The sequence below is a fragment of the Aquitalea palustris genome (genome assembly GCF_003693445.1).
GTDB lineage: Bacteria > Pseudomonadota > Gammaproteobacteria > Burkholderiales > Chromobacteriaceae > Aquitalea > Aquitalea palustris.
In genome coordinates, this window is the sequence record NZ_RFAR01000043.1 from 74446 (window position 1) to 91319 (window position 16874).

Annotated in this window: 10 protein-coding genes and 1 other RNA gene; 1 reads left to right on the forward strand and 10 read right to left on the reverse strand. The window is 63.3% G+C overall.

Features of this window, described 5'->3' with window-relative positions:
* Positions 1–174 precede the first annotated feature (174 nt).
* The 6 genes from purD to rnpB form a co-directional block, all read right to left on the reverse strand.
* Positions 175–1452: a phosphoribosylamine--glycine ligase gene (gene purD, locus EAY64_RS10850; protein ID WP_103524782.1), complete on the reverse strand. Its 1278-nt coding sequence runs from the start codon at positions 1450–1452 to the stop codon at positions 175–177.
* 78 nt (positions 1453–1530) lie between these two features.
* A complete protein-coding gene (locus EAY64_RS10855; RefSeq protein WP_113024057.1) occupies positions 1531–2385 on the reverse strand; it encodes a hypothetical protein in 855 nt (284 codons plus the stop codon).
* Positions 2386–2460: 75 nt separating this feature from the next.
* A complete protein-coding gene (purH, locus tag EAY64_RS10860) occupies positions 2461–4038 on the reverse strand; it encodes a bifunctional phosphoribosylaminoimidazolecarboxamide formyltransferase/IMP cyclohydrolase (protein ID WP_103524784.1) in 1578 nt (525 codons plus the stop codon).
* Positions 4039–4183: 145 nt separating this feature from the next.
* Positions 4184–4420 (reverse strand): helix-turn-helix domain-containing protein, encoded by a 237-nt coding sequence (locus EAY64_RS10865; protein ID WP_045845804.1) that lies wholly within the window; start codon positions 4418–4420, stop codon positions 4184–4186.
* A gap of 93 nt (positions 4421–4513) precedes the next feature.
* Positions 4514–5533: a tRNA dihydrouridine synthase DusB gene (gene dusB, locus EAY64_RS10870; RefSeq protein ID WP_103524785.1), complete on the reverse strand. Its 1020-nt coding sequence runs from the start codon at positions 5531–5533 to the stop codon at positions 4514–4516.
* A gap of 143 nt (positions 5534–5676) precedes the next feature.
* Positions 5677–6039, reverse strand: an RNA gene (gene rnpB / locus EAY64_RS10875) — RNase P RNA component class A.
* Between the two features lie 105 nt (positions 6040–6144).
* Here rnpB and EAY64_RS10880 point away from each other — a divergent pair.
* Positions 6145–9315, forward strand: coding sequence for a bifunctional diguanylate cyclase/phosphodiesterase (locus EAY64_RS10880; protein WP_103524786.1), 3171 nt, complete (start codon positions 6145–6147; stop codon positions 9313–9315).
* On the opposite strand, the gene uriT is transcribed toward EAY64_RS10880, so the two are convergent.
* The 4 genes from uriT to EAY64_RS10900 all read right to left on the reverse strand — a co-directional run bounded on the left by uriT (position 9295) and on the right by EAY64_RS10900 (position 16824).
* A complete protein-coding gene (gene uriT, locus EAY64_RS10885; protein WP_103524787.1) occupies positions 9295–10710 on the reverse strand; it encodes a uridine transporter UriT in 1416 nt (471 codons plus the stop codon). The two genes, EAY64_RS10880 and uriT, sit on opposite strands and share 21 nt — an antisense overlap.
* Entirely contained in the window at positions 10707–11651 is a 945-nt protein-coding gene (gene uriH, locus EAY64_RS10890; protein ID WP_103524788.1) for a uridine-preferring nucleoside hydrolase UriH, read from the reverse strand. The genes uriT and uriH overlap by 4 nt, the downstream gene beginning before the upstream one ends.
* Before the next feature lie 92 nt (positions 11652–11743).
* Positions 11744–12940, reverse strand: coding sequence for a M20 aminoacylase family protein (locus EAY64_RS10895; RefSeq protein ID WP_103524789.1), 1197 nt, complete (start codon positions 12938–12940; stop codon positions 11744–11746).
* Between the two features lie 104 nt (positions 12941–13044).
* Positions 13045–16824, reverse strand: coding sequence for a translocation/assembly module TamB domain-containing protein (locus EAY64_RS10900; protein ID WP_226034329.1), 3780 nt, complete (start codon positions 16822–16824; stop codon positions 13045–13047).
* Positions 16825–16874 lie beyond the last annotated feature (50 nt).

A 16874-nucleotide genomic window follows, 5' to 3' on the forward strand; every position in this document is an offset into this window, starting at 1 on the left:
GCATGGTGCTGACAGAACATTTTTTTCTCCTGGACACAGGCGGCTTCGATGAAAAAAATATAGCCCCGGGCCGGTGAATATCCTGTCAAGAGATGGCTGTCTCCTATAAAAAAGTCGCAAAAAAAACGGCAGCCTTGCGGATGCCGTTCACTGGATGGCGCGGATGAGTTGCGCTTATTTGGGCCGGTTGATGGCCTTGCTGCCAATGTCACGACGCAGCTGGCAACCATCGAAATGGATGGCATCGGCCACGGTATAGGCCTTGGCCTGTGCCATCTTGACACTGTCCCCCAGGCCCACCGCACACAGCACGCGGCCGCCATTGCTCACCACCTGCTTGCTGTCGTTAAAGGTGGTTCCGGCATGGAACACCATGCTGTCGGCGGTTTCGGCCGGCAAGCCGCTGATGACATCGCCCTTGCGCGGTGCTTCGGGGTAGCCGGCGGCAGCCAGTACCACACCCAGCGCCACACGGCGGTCCCATTCAGCTTCGACCTGATCGAGCTTGCCGTTGACACCGGCCTCCAGGAGCACGGTGAAGTCGGACTTCAGGCGCGCCATGATGGGCTGGGTTTCCGGGTCGCCAAAGCGGCAGTTGAATTCGATGGTAAACGGGTTGCCGTCCTTGTCTATCATCAGCCCGGCATACAGGAAGCCGGTATAGCTGTGGCCATCCTTTTTCATGCCTTGCACCGTCGGCAGGATGATTTCGCGCATCACGCGGTTGTGTACCTGCGGAGTCACCACCGGTGCCGGGCTATACGCACCCATGCCGCCGGTATTCGGGCCAAGGTCGTCGTCCAGCAGGCGCTTGTGATCCTGGCTGGTGGCCATCGGCAGCACGTGATCGCCATCCACCATGACGATGAAGCTGGCTTCTTCGCCCTGCAGGAAGTCTTCGATCACCACGCGCGCACCGGCACTGCCCATCTTGTTGCCGACCAGCATGTCGTCGATGGCGGCGTGCGCTTCTTCCAGCGTCAATGCCACCACCACACCCTTGCCGGCAGCCAGGCCATCGGCCTTGATCACGATGGGCGCACCCTTGCCATCGACATAGGCATGCGCCTCGCCAGCCTCGGTGAAGGTCTGGTAGCCGGCAGTGGGAATGCCATGGCGCTGCATGAAGGCCTTGGCGAAGTCCTTGGAGCTTTCCAGTTGGGCGCAATACTGGGTGGGGCCGAAGATTTTCAGGCCGGCAGCACGGAAAGCATCCACCACACCGGCGGCCAGCGGGGCTTCCGGGCCGACCACGGTCAGCTGGATGTCTTCGCTGCGGGCAAAAGCGACCAGTTCTTCATTGCTGGTGAGCTGGACATTGGTGAGATTGGGGTCGAGCGCGGTGCCGGCATTGCCCGGTGCCACAAACACCTTGGAGACGCGGCTGGACTTGGCGATGCGCCAGGCCAGCGCGTGTTCGCGGCCACCAGAGCCGATTACCAACACTTTCATCTTGCGAGATCCTTCATCGTTGGGCGACAGGCTTGTTGCCGTCGCCGGCATTGTGCCGCAGCCATGGTGGGACTACGGTCAGAATTGTACATTCAAGCTGGGGGGAAACGGGTAGTTTCCACTGTTTGCATCCGGCAGCAACTGGCGCTGGCCGCTGACCGGCTTGCCGTCGATGCGGCCCTGCCAGCGGATGTCCAGCGGGTAGAAACGGCCAACCGGCTGGCCGGCTTGCTGTAGCAGCTGCCAGTGCACCTGCAGATCGGTCAGCGCCGGGCAGCCGGCAGCGCCGTCATCGGCACAGACACCCTTGTTGTCGGCCTGCTCGGTCAGACGGCCCATGCTGCGGATGTCGCTGGCCGTGGCATGGAAAAACTCCACCGTGCTGGCGGTATAGCCTTGCTGCACATAGCCGCTTTGCAGGACCCAGCCCCACTCCTGCGGCCCCAGTTGCACCACCCGGGCAGCAGCGGCCATGCCGTTGGTCCCCATTTCCAGCTGTTTTTCGGTTTGCAGCACGAACTGGCCATCTTGCAATACAAAGCACAACAGCCGGCTGATGCCGGAGGCGGCAAAGCTGTCCATGCCCTCGCCGGCCGAATCTGCCGTATCTGCCACAAAGGTGCTCAGCAACAGCTGGCGGCCCTGGCCATCTCGCACCAGCTGCAAGGGGCCAAACACGCCGACAAACGGCCCCGGACTATTGCTGGCCTGCGCCTGCAGCTTCCACTGGCCCGGTTTGGGCCCGGCCTGCATGCCCTGGCTGCTGCGATAGACCGCCACGGCCTGTTCGGCCAGCCGGTTCAGGTCCGGCGCACGCACCACGCTGGCAGGGGTCACCACCGGGGTAGTCGCCGGCAGCTCCAGCCAGACAATGCCGGCGGCCAGGCCGACGATCAGCACAATCAGCAGCATGATCCTGTTGGTCTTGTTCACGGGGTCTCCGCCAGGCGCTGGCGCAATAGGGCACTGCGCTCCCCGCCGCCAAGGCAGCGGGGAGGCGGGCACGGCTTAGTGACGGAAATGACGCACGCCGGTCAGCACCATGGCGATGCCATGCTCGTCGGCGGCGGCGAACACTTCTTCGTCACGCATGGAGCCACCCGGCTGGATGATGGCCTTGATGCCCTGCTCGGCGATCACGTCGATGCCGTCGCGGAAGGGGAAGAAAGCATCGCTGGAAGCCACGGCACCTTGCAGGCTCAAACCGGCATCCTGTGCCTTGCGGGCGGCGATACGGGTGGAATCCACGCGGCTCATCTGGCCGGCGCCGATGCCGACAGTCTGGCCCTTATTGCAGAACACGATGGCATTGGACTTGACGAACTTGGCCACGCGCCAGGCGAACAGCAGGTCGGACAATTCTTGCGGAGTCGGTTGACGCTTGGTCACCACGCGCAATTCGTCCAGCGCCACATTGCGGATGTCTGGGGTTTGTACCAGCACACCGCCGCCCACGCGCTTCAGTTCGAAACGGTTGGCACCGGCTTCCAGCGGAATTTCCAGTACGCGCACGTTTTTCTTGGCGGCGATGATGGCCTTGGCTTCTTCGGTGAAGGACGGGGCGATCAGCACTTCCAGGAACTGGCCGGTTACCGCTTCCACGGTTTCGGCATCCACCGGACGGTTGAAGGCGATGATGCCGCCAAAGGCGCTGGTGGTATCGGTGGCGAAGGCCAGACGATAGGCGCTCAGGGTGTCACCGGCCACGGCCACGCCGCAGGGGTTGGCATGCTTGACGATGACGCAGGCGGTTTGGTCGAAGGTCTTGACGGCTTCCCAGGCGGCATCGGCGTCCGCGATATTGTTGTAGGACAGTTCCTTGCCCTGCAGCTGGCGGTAGCCGGAGATGGTGCCGGCGGCCGGGTCCAGATCGCGGTAGAAGGCGGCGGACTGGTGCGGGTTTTCGCCGTAGCGCATGTCCTGGACCTTGACGAACTGGGCATTCAGGCGGTTCGGGAAGGCCACGCGTTCCGGCTTGCCGCTTACCACGCCATCGGCCAGGCTGGTCAGGTAGTTGGAAATGGCACCGTCGTAAGCGGCGGTGTGGGTGAAGGCCTTCTTGGCCAGCTCGAAACGGGTGGTCTTGGCCAGCTTGCCGTCATTGGCTTGCAGCTCGGCAGTCAGCGCGGCGTAGTCGGCGGCATCGGTGACGATGGCGACATGGGCCCAGTTTTTGGCAGCGGAGCGCACCATGGTCGGGCCGCCGATATCGATGTTCTCGATGGCGTCTTCCAGCACACAGTCCGGATTGGCGATGGTGGCTTCAAACGGGTAGAGGTTGACACATACCAGGTCGATATTGCCGATATCGTATTCGGCCATCTTGGCCACGTGTTCCGGCAGGTCGCGACGACCCAGGATGCCGCCGTGCACCTTGGGATGCAGGGTCTTCACGCGGCCATCCAGCATTTCCGGGAAGCCGGTGTAGTCGGATACTTCGGTCACCGGCACGCCGTTATCGGCCAGCAGTTTGGCGGTGCCGCCGGTAGACAGGATGTGCACGCCCAGTTTGGCCAGTTCCCGTGCGAATTCCAGAACACCGGTCTTGTCGGAGACGCTGATCAGCGCGCGTTCGATTTTGGTCATGTTTCTCTACCACCTTGGCTAATGAATGAAAAAAACTGGTCAAGCTTGGACCTGATGCCCGCATCAGGTCTGGTCGGGTATGTCCTGCCTTGGCGGCAGGCACAAAAAAACCGGCCATCCTGTGTGGGGTATGGCCGGTTTATCTTCATATCAAATCATACGACTTCATTTTTTTACGCAGGGTATTGCGATTGAGCCCCAGCAACTCGGCAGCCCGAGTCTGGTTGCCCTGGGTGTGTGTCAGCACCACCTCTATCAGTGGCTTTTCCACGCAGGCCAGCACCATGTCGTAGATGGAGGCGGGAATCTCGCCGTCCAGATCACGGAAATATTGTTCCATCGCCAGCCGTACCGACTGGGAAATATGTTCGTTGTTTTGCATGTTTATTGTTCTGTCTTCAGCATTTCGTGTGAACACTGCTGCTCCGCCCCGATGTCGGCCCCGGGCACCTTTACCGCCGTACTGCCCTGCCGGCTAGCCTGGCAGCGACTCCTGCGACAGGGAGTCATATTCCAGCCGCTCGGATTGCGCGGCCAACTGATCAAAGTAGCCGGCCACCGCCTGCCGTTGCGCGCCGGTGTCTTCCAGCTGGTACATCGCCTGGCGAAACTCGTTGGAGCCCCTCAGCCCCTTGGTGTACCAGGCAATATGCTTGCGTGCGATACGGCAGCCGGAGTATTCGCCATAAAACCCGTACAGATCATCCAGATGCTCCAGCATGATCTGGCTGATTTCACTCACCTGCGGTGGCGGCAACAGCTCGCCGGTGTCGAGGAAGTGCTGTATCTCGCGGAAAATCCACGGCCTGCCCTGCGCTGCCCGGCCTATCATCACCGCGTCGGCCCCGGTGTACTGCAACACCTGCTGCGCCTTGAGCGGGGTATCGATATCACCGTTGGCAATCAGCGGAATGCCGATGCTGGCCTTGACCGCACGGATGGTGTCGTATTCGGCGTCTCCCCGGTACATGTCTTCCCGGGTGCGGCCATGCAAGGCCAGCGCGGCAATGCCGCAGTCTTCTGCCAGCTTGGCCACCCGCAGGGCATTACGGTGCTCTGGGCTCCAGCCGGTGCGGGTTTTCAGCGTAACCGGCACCTCCACCGCCCTGACCACCGCTTCCAGAATGCGTCCGACCAGCGCTTCGTCGCGCAAGAGCGCTGAACCAGCCGCCACATTGCACACCTTCTTGGCCGGACAACCCATATTGATGTCGATGATCTGCGCACCCTGCTCGACATTGATGCGCGCGGCCTCGGCCATCTGCTGCGGGTCCGAACCGGCGATCTGCACCGAAATCGGCTCCACTTCGCCGGCATGGTCAGCCCGGCGCAAGGTCTTGGCGGTAGCCCACAGCGATTTGTTGGAGGTAATCATCTCCGACACCGCCATGGCTGCGCCCATTTTCTTGCACAGCATGCGAAACGGCCTGTCCGTCACACCGGCCATGGGTGCCACGATCAGCCGGTTTTTCAGGGTATGAGGACCAATGCGCATCAGGATTTTCTGCGGTCAAACAAGCAAAAGGGCGGCCATTGTAATGCTTTTTTTTTGAGCAGTAAAAACCTTTTTGCTTATTTTTTGAGCAAGGTCGATAGCGAGAAGAAATGGTACAGCCGGGTACTGCTGGAGGGGTGGGGATTGGAAGTCAGCCGATAAGCCGGGTTCTGTCGTTGGACAGTCATTCTTCTAGTACTGCCGTTACCGACAGTCTCAAGCAACCTACCCGGGGACAACGCGAGCCACGTTAACGCCCCCCTATTTGGTCTTGCTCCTGATGGGGTTTAGCCTGCCGTCCGTGTCGCCACGTCCGCGGTGCGCTCTTACCGCACCTTTTCACCCTTACCTGTGCTGACAAGTCAGCCATCGGCGGTTCAGCTCTCTGTTCCACTTTCCGTCGCCTCACGGCGCCCGGCCGTTAGCCGGCATCATGCTCTACGGAGCCCGGACTTTCCTCCCCGCCCCTGCTTGCGCAGCGGCGCGGCGACTGTCTGTCTGACTTCCAGCCGGCAGTTTACCTGAAGCAGATCAAACACGCGGCATTTTTTCCTGCAGCGAAATAGCATTCATTTATACTAAGCGGTCATTTTTGCGGGGTTCGTTTAAGAATGGAGCTCAATCAGGCCAAGCTGTCGCGCTTGCAGCTGCTTGGCACGCTGGTCATCATTTTCTTGCTGGCATTGACGCTGGCAGGCTATTTCCTGCTGACCAGCTGGACAGATTTCCATTCGCGTCAGCAACAGATCGAAGGCGATGCCTACCAGCATGCCCGCGACTACCTGCAATCCGCTGGCGATCACACCGCCCTGACCTTGCTGGCCCTGCGCGATCACTCCACCGACACCCTCAAGCAACAACTGAAAGAACAAGTCGACCAGGCCTACCATGTGGCCGAAGGCATCTGGCAGCGTGAACACCAGCGTTTGCCGGAAGCGCGGGTCAAGGGACTGATTGTCGAGGCACTACGCCCGCTGCGCTTTTTCGAAGGGCGCGGCTATTTCTTCATCGACACCATGGACGGACGCTGCGTCTTGCTGCCCACCGCGCCGGAGCGCGAAGGCAGCTCGCTGCTGGACAACCGCGACGACCATGGCCGCTACATCATGCAAGCGCTGATCGACTCGGTCAGCAACCCGGAGCAGCAAGGCTTTACCGCCTATCGCTGGTATCTGCCGGGCAGCCACAACATGTCGGAAAAAGTGGCTTATTCGCGCCAGTTCACCCCCTATCACTGGGTCATCGGCAGCGGCGAATACATTGCCAATGTCGAGGCCAGTCTGCAGCAACGGGCCATTACCCTGCTCTCCCGCATGCACATGGGGCGCGATGGTGATGATTTCATGGTGGTGGACGACCAGGGGATTCTGCAGTTTTACCCCGCCGATCCTGCCTTGCAAGGCAGGCATTACCTGGCGCTGCAACCCGAGCTGCGCAAGCGGGTGCTGGAAGTCCTGCAACTGGGCAAGCGTGGTGGCTTCATGGAGTACGCCGTGCGCGAAGCCGGCAGCGCCAATCCGGTGGCCCACCTGGCCTATGCCCGCCATTTGCCGGGCTGGGAATGGACCATGGTGACGGCCATGCATATCCAGTCGATTCGCGACGGCAGCGTGCAGGCCCGCCAGCAACTGGACCAGCAATTGCTGCGCCGTATCGATACCACCCTGCTGATGACCCTGCTGGCCATGGCGAGTGCCGCGCTGTTTTCCTGGTTCTTCGTGCGCTGGATGAATGCACTGGTGGCGCGCTACCAGCAGGATTTGCGCCAGAGTCATGCCGAGCTGGAAGCCAGCGCCCGCGAGCTGAAGCTCAGCCATTTCATGATTGACCACGCCACTGATCTGGTCGCACTGCAAGCGGCCGATGGCCGGCTGGTCTATGCCAATCGCGCGGCACTGGATTGTCTGGGTGCCGAAGCGGCAGGACAGCAGCAACTGAAAAAACAGCTGTTTGCCCCGGCCGGCGTCAGCCTGCCGCACACCTTCGAAACCCGGCTGCAATGTCGCCAGGGGCATCTGCATCTGGAAGTGACCCTGACCGGCATCGACTACCACGGTGACAACTATCTGTGCGCCACCGCCCGCGATATCAGCCAGCGTCACCATGCCGACCGCCAGCAGCGGCTGGCGGCCAAGGTGTTCGAATCCAGCAATGAAGCCATTCTGATTACCGATGCCGATAACCGCATCCTGGCCGTCAACCGCGCCTTCAGCCTGATTACCGGCTTTGACGAGCAGGAGGTACTGGGGCTGACCCCGGCCCTGCTGGCTTCCGGCCAGCACGATGCCGATTTCTATAGCCGCATGTGGGACAGCCTGGCCAGACGCGGCCAGTGGTCAGGAGAAATCTGGAATCGCCGTAAAAACGGCGAAGCCTTCCCCGAGTGGCTGAATATCAGTGTGCTGACCGACGAACAGGGCCAGATCACCCACCACGTGGCGCTGTTTACCGATATCTCCGAGCGCAAGGAACACGAGGCACGCATCCAGCATCTGGCGGAATATGACGCCCTGACCGACCTGCCCAACCGCATCCTGGTCAACGACCGCCTGCAGCAAGCCATCCGCCTGGCAGAACGCCACGGTGGCCAGCTGGCCGTGCTGTTTGTCGATCTGGATCATTTCAAGAACATCAACGACACCCTGGGCCACAACAGCGGCGACGAGCTGCTCAAGCAGGTGGCCAGCCGCCTGTGCGGTGCGGTACGCGAACTGGATACCGTGGGCCGCACCGGTGGCGACGAGTTCGTGCTCATCCTGCCGGCCATCGCCCAGCCGGACGAGGCGGCCCAGGTTGCCGAGCGCATCCTGCGCGCCATGCAGGCACCGTTTGATATCGATGGCAATGCCCTGGTGGTGGGATGCAGCATCGGCATCAGCCTGCTGCCGGGTGATGGCGATGACATCCAGACCCTGCTGATGAATGCCGACCTGGCCATGTACCATGCCAAGGCCCATGGCCGGAATACCTTCCGCTTCTATACCCGCGAAATGAATACCCAGGTGGCAGACCGGCTGCAACTGGAAAACCGGCTGCGCCGGGCGCTGGAACAGGATGAGCTGTTCCTGTTGTTCCAGCCGCAATACGACATCCACAGCCAGGCGCTGATTGGCTGCGAGGTATTGCTGCGCTGGCAGGACCCGGTAGAAGGATTGATCATGCCCGGCCGCTTCATCCCCATTGCGGAAGACAGCGGGCTGATCGTGCCGCTGGGGCGCTGGGTCATGCGTGAAGCCTGCCTGCAGATGGCACGCTGGCAGGCACAGGGCCTGCAGCTGCCCAAGATCGCCGTCAATGTGTCGGCCCGCCAGCTGGCACGGCTGGACTTCACCGACGAAGTGCGGGATGCGCTGCAAGAGAGCGGCCTGCCCGGCCATTGTCTGGAAATCGAGGTCACTGAAAGCACCCTGATGGAAGACGCCGACCTGGCCTCGCGCCAGCTGGCCATCCTCAAGGCCATGGGGGTGCGGCTATCGGTCGATGACTTTGGCACCGGCTACTCCAGCCTGGCCTACCTCAAGCGCTTTGCCCCGGACACCATCAAGATCGACCGTTCCTTTGTCTGCGACCTGCCCGGCGACAGCGAAGACGCCGCCATCGTGTCCGCCATCATCCACCTGGCGCGGGCGCTGGGCATGAGCACGCTGGCCGAAGGCGTGGAAACCGTGGAGCAACGCGACTTCCTACGCCAGCTGGGTTGCGGCGGCCTTCAGGGCTACCTGCTGGGCAAGCCACAGGACGCCAGCGCCATTGCCCGCCAGCTAGGCGAGCTGGTCAGCTGACAGCCGGCCCTCCGTGCGGGCCAGCTCGGCCGCCTGCGGACGCGGTATCAGCAAGGAAGTCAGCCAGGCCAGGCACACAATGCCCAAGCCGGCGAGCATGCCGCTGGCAGCAGCGGGAACGCCCGGCAGCCAGACAGGCAGCGCAGGCAAGACAGCAAAGCTGAGCCCGGCCCCCAGATTGAAGGCCCCCGCGTTCAGGCCGGGTAACAGCCCCGGATATTGCGGCGGCGACAGCACCACGCCCAGGCCATTCAGCATGATATTGGCCGTACCGGCATAAGCCACGCCGGCCAGCACGCAGGCAGCTGCCATCCACCACAGCTTGTACAGGCCCAAAACCAGCATCAGCACGATGGCCAGCATGCTGCCGGCCAAGCCCAGCCGCAATACCCGGCCATATCCCCATTGCGGCGCCAGCCGCCCCGCCCATGGCCCCACCAGCCAGCCCACCAGCGCATAGGGGGTCAGCAACAACCAGGAAGCATGATCCGCCGCCAGGCCAAAGCCACTGCCCGCTTGCTGGGCATGCGCCATCACCAGGCCATTGATGATGGCGAACACGCCGCTCATGGTCAGTATCGTGGTCAGCAGCAAGGCCCAGGTGCTGCGCTGGCGCAGGATATCCAGGGCCACCAGCGGCTGCGGGCTGTGCTGCTGCCGGCGCAGGAACAGCGCAAAAGCCACTAGCGCCAGCAAAACCATGCCACCGATGCCGCCCCACTGGGCCGGGCCTGGCGAGGCCGCCAGATTCAGCGCCCACAGCAGGCTGGCCAGCGTCAGCACCAGCCACCCCACGCCGGGCCAGTCCATGGCTGCCCCGGCTGACGGGCGCGACTCGGGTGCATACCTGGCAACCAGCACACAGGCCACGGCGGCGACGATGGCAATGCACCAGAATACCGCCCGAAAACCGAAGTGGGTCGCCAGTAGCCCTCCGGCAATGGCATCGATGCCGGCGATGCCACCATTGACCGCCGTGATCACTCCCATCAGCAGGCCGTAGCGCCGGGGCTCATTCACCTCGTGGTAGAGCATCAGCAGACAGATCGGCACCACCGGGCCGGCTACCCCCTGGACCAGCCGGGCCAGTTGCAGTACCGCGATGGAAGGTGCCAGTGCTGCCAGTACGCTACCACCCAGCATGATCAACAACATGCCCAATAACACGCGCCGCCGGCCCAGCATGTCGCCCAGACGGGGCAGAAACAGCGAAAACAGGGCGGCAGCGGTGAAAAAGGCCGTCTGCGACATGCCTACGGCGGCATCGCTGGCCTGCAATTCGCGGGCGATGGTCACCAGCACCGGGCTGAGCATGCTGGCATTCAGCTGAAACGCGATACAGGCGGCCAGCAGCGCTGTCATCAGGCTGGCGATGGAAGGGGCGGACCGGTTCATGACTGCCCCGCGCCGATACGTTGCAAAGCGTCAATGACCATATCCCAGAAGTAGGCATGGTCCAGCTGTACCGCAACCTGGGTATGGCAGTCTGCTGGCGGCGGCGCACGGAAATCGGCCACGGTCATGCCCAGTGTCAGCGCACCCTGTAGCTCCACATCCAGCGGTGCCTTGCGCACGGTCATGACCTGCGGGTCGATGACATAGGCCACGGCACAGGGGTCATGCACCGGCGGAGAGGTAAAGCCCTGTTCACGGCGGTAGGTCTCGCCAAAGAAGGCCAGCAGTTCCTGCACGAAGCGGGCCGGGGCCGTCCCCAGCGCGGCAATGCGCGCCTGTACATCAGGGGTGGCCAATGCCTGGTGGGTTAGGTCCAGCCCCACCATGGTGAGCGGCCATGCTGTGTGGAACACGATGTGGGCGGCCTCGGGATCGATCTTGATATTGAACTCGGCCACCGCGCTCCAGTTGCCGGTGTGATAGCAACCACCCATCAACACCACCTCGCGCACCCGGCTGGCAATGCGTGGCTCCTTGCGTACCGCCAGCGCGATATTGCTCAGCGCGCCGGTCGGCACCAGCGTGATCTCCCCCGGCGGGTACTGCATGATCAGCTCGATGATCAGATCCACCGCATGGCGCGGATCCAGCTGGCGTCGTGGCGCTGGCAACTGCGGGCCATCCATGCCGCTATCGCCGTGGATGGAGGGCGCCACTTCGATTTCCCGCACCAGTGGACGTGGGCAACCCGCAGCAATGGGGACCTGGATGCCCGCTATTTCGGCCACGGCCAGCGCATTGCGCGTCACCTTTTCCAGTGTCTGGTTACCGGCGACCGTGGTGACCGCCAACAGTTCGATGGCCGGACTGCCGTGTGCCAGCAGCATGGCGATGGCATCATCGTGGCCAGGGTCGCAATCGAGGATGATCTTGCGGGGCATGGGGTGTCCTTATGCGGGCGATGAAAACAGGGCTGCCATTGTGAACCGGCGACCAGCCCGGTGAATGCTGGCGCAAACGCCAGTTTCCACCATCAATCCGCCGTGGCGGCCGTGGCCGGCCCCAGCCAGTGTTCCACCAGCCGTACCCAGAAACTGGCGGCCAGCGGCAAGGCCTGGTCGTTGAAGTCATAACCGGGGTTGTGCACCATGCAGCCGCCCTCACCATCGCCATTGCCGACAATGAAGTAGCAGCCGGGCACCTGCTCCAGCCAATAGGCAAAGTCCTCGCTGCCGGTCAGCGGCTCCAGATCGCGGATAACGTTGTGTTCACCCAGCCACTCGCTTGCCAGCAACATGGCCTGCTGGGTGATGACATCATCGTTGACCAGTACCGGGTAGCCATGCTGAAACCGCACCTCGGCCCGCGCGCCGAAACCGGCGGCATGCTGCTCGGCCAGTTGGTGGATACGCTGGTGCAGCAGCTCACGCACGGCCGGATTCAGCGCGCGTACGGTGAGGCGCAATTCGGCGCTGGCAGGAATCACATTGGCAGCATCACCGGCCAGAATGGCCCCCACGGTGAGTACGGCGGTTTCCAGCGGTGGCACATTGCGCGAGACGATGGTCTGCAATGCCAGCACCAGCGAGGCGGCCACCACCACCGGGTCGACGGCACGTTGTGGCATCGCGCCATGGCCACCCGTGCCGTGGATCAGAATGGTGATGGTATCGGTGGAGGCCATGAAGGCACCGGCACGGAAACCCAGCTTGCCCAGCGGGATGCCCGGCATATTGTGCAGGGCGAAGATGGCATCGCAGGGAAAGCGCTGAAACAGCCCCTCATCCAGCATGCGCTTGGCTCCGGAGCCGCCATGACCCTCCTCCGCCGGCTGGAAAATCAGGTGCAGGGTGCCGGCAAAACGCCGGCTGTGTGCCAGCTCGCAAGCGGCGGCCAGCAGGATGGCGGTGTGGCCATCGTGGCCGCAGGCATGCATCTTGCCATCGATACGGCTGGCCCAGGGCAGGCCGGTTTCCTCCTGGATGGGCAGGGCGTCCATATCGGCCCGCAGACCAATGGTCCGCCCGCGACCGCAATGCAGTGTCGCCACCACCCCGGTGCCGCCTATGCCCTCGGTGAGCTGGTAGCCCCACTCTTGCAGCTTTTCCATCACCAGCCGCCGGGTATTGAATTCCTCGAAACCCAGTTCGGGATGGGCATGCAGCTGGTGGCGCAGGGCCACCATTTCATCGTTGATACGCAGGATGCCGGGCAGGATGGCGCTGTGCATGGAAACAGTCTCCGCAATCAGGAACAGGACTGCAAAGACTGGGAGAAAACTGCTGGCGGGCGATACCGGGACAAAGTGCAGGGCTGCCCGCCAGCAGTGGGTAGCTAATCGAAGCGCAGGGTGTAGCGCGACTCCACCGAGGTATTGGTGCCGGCACGCAAGACCATGGACCAGCCCTTGCTCAGCTGGTAGGCCAGCTTGACCGCCTGATCCGCGCTGGTCACGCCATATTCGTAACCCAGGTAGAGTTCGCGGGTGAGCTGGCGCCCCACCGTCACCACCTGCTCGGCCGGGCTTACCGTACCATTAGCCAGGGTTCTTTCCTTGCGGCTGGCCAGCCCCAGCTCGTCGAACAGGCCAACCTGATCATTGATGGAACCGGCCAGCATCATGCCGGCGGAAGCCGCCAGCGCAGCATCGTCGCGGTCGCCGCTGGCGGCATGGCCCAGCACCAGCCAGGACAGCTTGTCCTTTTCCGACATCGATTCATCAGCCACCAGCCGGATGCGCGGCGCGGCCACGCTGCCAGAGACCTCTACACCAGCCCCCACCGGCGACAGGTGACGCTTGGCCACGACATTCAGCACCGGATTGTCCAGCGGGCCGACAAAACTGATGATGCCTTGTTCGATGTCCAGATCCTGGCCATACGCCTTGTAGCGCCCCTTCACTACCCGGACCTGTCCGCGCGCGCCCGGCGGCATGCCCGGATTGGCCGTGACCTTGACCACGCCGGTCAGCTCCACGTCCAGACCCTGGCCGACCAGGCGGAAACGCTCGCCCAGATCAAGATCCAGCGCCACGGTGAGCGGCAGGCTGGCAAAGGCTGACGGCTCGGCAGTCTCTCGCCCCTTGACCACCACGTCATCGCTCAGGCTGGGCGCACCGGTCTTGGGCAGGTCGATACGGCCCTGATCGGCACGAATACGGCCAGTCAGCGAAATTTTCCGGTCCACCATGCTCAGTTCGGTGCTGCCGGACACCACCAGCTTGCGGCTGGGCTTATCGAACACACTGAACTTGTCCAGCGTGACCCGCACTCTGGCATCCGGGCCGGCTTCTTTCATATCCAGACTACCGCTGGCGCTGACTTCGCCCTGGCCACCGGCAAAACGCAGTTTGTCGAGAATCAGGCTGCGGCCACTCAGTCTGGCCTGCAGCACACCGTCTCCCAACCGGATACCGGTTTTGTGGTCGGCCAGCAGCAGCTTGCTACCCAGGATGGAACCCTGCGCTTGCAACTGCCCTAATGGCCCAGCCAGCGCCAGATTGGCCGACAGCTGGCCGGACAGTTCGAGCGAGGGTGATGACAGCTGCGCCAGGGCCGCCAATGACGGCAGTGACAACGAGGCGGTGGCTGCCAGCGGGGTGCGGCTATCGATCACCCCGCCATTCCACGGCAGGCTGCCCTTGCCTGTCAGCTGGGCATAGCGGCTGTCGATGTCGGTGTCGAACAACAGGCTGCCTCCGTCAAAATGCAGCTTGAGCTGCGCAGCCTTCAGGCCCAGTGCGGCAGGACGTCCGGCCTCGGCCGGCAGGCTGATGTCGCCGGCCACGCGTTTCAGCCAGAGCTGGCCTTGCGGCCGATTACCGTTCAGCTTCAGATCCCAGCCACTATCCAGCAGCAGATTCTGCTCGACCGGCAGCTGCAGCAGCGGGGCCAGTTCGGCGAGCCGCAAGCCCTCGGCATGTCCGCGCGTGCTCAGGTCGCCATTGCTGCTACGGGTCAGCTCGCTCAGGCTCAGGCTGCCACCCAGTAGCGCGAGCCGGGTACTCCCCAGTTTGATGCGTGCCGCCCCCGCTTCCAGTGCCAGCGGGGTTTGCAGGCTCAGTCCGGGCTTGCCAGTGATCTCCAGCCGCTCCAGCACGCCTTGCCACTGGCCACTATTGACCGGCAGACCACCACTGGCCGCCAGCTGTACACCATAGGGGCGGCCATCCAGCCGTAATCGTCCATCCAGCTGCAGGTGATGGCGAGTGCGGGTGCCACTGCCCTGCGCCCGCAGTTGCTCGGCACTGAAACTGCCGGCCTGCAGCTTGTCCGCCGCCAGTTGCAAACGGAAAGGACTGCTGGGGTCGGCCTTGATGTCGCCGTCCAGGCTCAGGCTCTGTACTGCCAGATTACCAGGCAGGCGCAGCCGCTCGGCGCGCAGGCTGGCGCTAAGCAGCGGCACCTTGGGAGTCCCGGCCAGTTCGGCCTGACCCTTGATCACGCCGGAGAAATCCCGTCCCAGTAGCGCCAGATTGGGAGCATCGATCAACAGCTTGAGTTTGTCGCCGGGCGCACCATAGGCACCGCTGGCCTGCAGCCGGTTGCTGGCCAGCCTGAGGTCGGCCGCCAGCTGGCGCACACGCTGCCCCTGCCAGTCGGTACTGAGCTGGCCGGACAGCGCAGCACCGGACAGCCGGCTGGGGGCGAACTGCAGTCCCAGCTTGCCGCTGAGCGGCTCTGCCAGCTGACCGCTGGCCTTGATGGCCGCATTCAGTTCGCCAACCGGCAAACCGGCTTGCAAGCGGGAAGGATCAGCCTTGAGCAATTTGCCTTCCAGCTGGTATTCCTGCCGTCCCTCCAGCCCCAGCTGCCCACTGAGCGCCACCTTGCCGGCACCGGCAGTCAGATCAAGCTGGCGCAGCAGCAGCACCTTGCCGCCTGCTGCCTGCTGAAAGCCCACAGCGGTCTGCAATTGCAGGGTCTTGCCATACAGGCTGGCCTTGATGTCGGGTCCGCTGAGTGCGCCGACCACCCGTGCCGTGCCCTTGATGACATCATCCGGCGCAGCCTCATGCAGGGTACGCAGGCCGATATTGTGCAGCAGCGCCACGATGTCCAGCGAGTTGTGCTCGACCTTGCCGGTGAGGTTGAGCTGACCACCGCCCAGTTGGGCCATCAGCTTGTCCAGATGCAGTGCTTTTTCGTCGGCGCGGAACTCACCCACCAGCAGCGACAAGGGGAGCTGGCTGGCTGACAGCGGGCCGGGCTGGCTGTTGAGCAGGGACAGCCCGCCCTTGATGCGTGGCCCGCCATCAGGCTCGGCATGAATGGCAAAACCGAGCCGGGCCTTGGGCCAGGCCGGCATGATGGCCTGCGGATTGATGCCGCCAACGCGTACATCCAGCCGGCGGAAGCGGTTATAGGGGTTAAGGGCAAAGGGATGGAGCTGGCCATGTGCCTCGGCCAGCATGCCCTTGCCGCTGGCCGTGCCATCCACTTGCAGTTGCAGCAGGCTGCCGCCCAGCTTCAGTCCGGCCAGCAGAGGAATCTGCTCCAGCTCACCCTGCGCCTGCAGCTGGCCGCGGAGGGCAAAGGGGCTGCTGTCGGCCAGTTGCAGCGTGGCACTGCTACTGCCCCAGGGGGTTTGCAGCCGGTGTAGCTGCATACGGTGCTGCTGCCGGTCGTAACGATAGCTCGCCTGCAAACCGTATAGCCGCAGATCGGCCGGCAACAGGGTAAGGCTGTCCAGGCCCAGCTTGTCCACTTGCACCGCCAGCGGCAGTGACAAGGAGGCTGGCGCACCGGTGGCCGGCGTGGGCGGGCTGGGCCGCGTCGTCAACCGCACATGACCAATGCTCAGTGCCTGCACCTGTAGCTGGCCCTGCCATAAGGCTGCCGGCTGCCACTGCAGTTGCAGGCGGTCGATGTCGGCATCCTCGTACTGCGCACGCCAGCGGATATCGTGCAGAGTGAAGCCCGACCACAGCGTGCCCTCACTACGCGCGATGCTCAGTTGCTGCCCGGTCAGCACTGGTAGCTGCTGGCACAACCAGGCAAAACCCTGCTCATTACCAGTCAGCCAGCCCAGGGCCGTGAACAGGGCCAGCACCAGCAGCAGGCAGACATAGCGCCACCAGCGCCGGCGAGGCCGGGCCGGCGGCGTGGCTGGCACTGAGGTGTCCGGCGGGGATGGTGGGGACGGGGGGACGGGGGGCAGGTTTT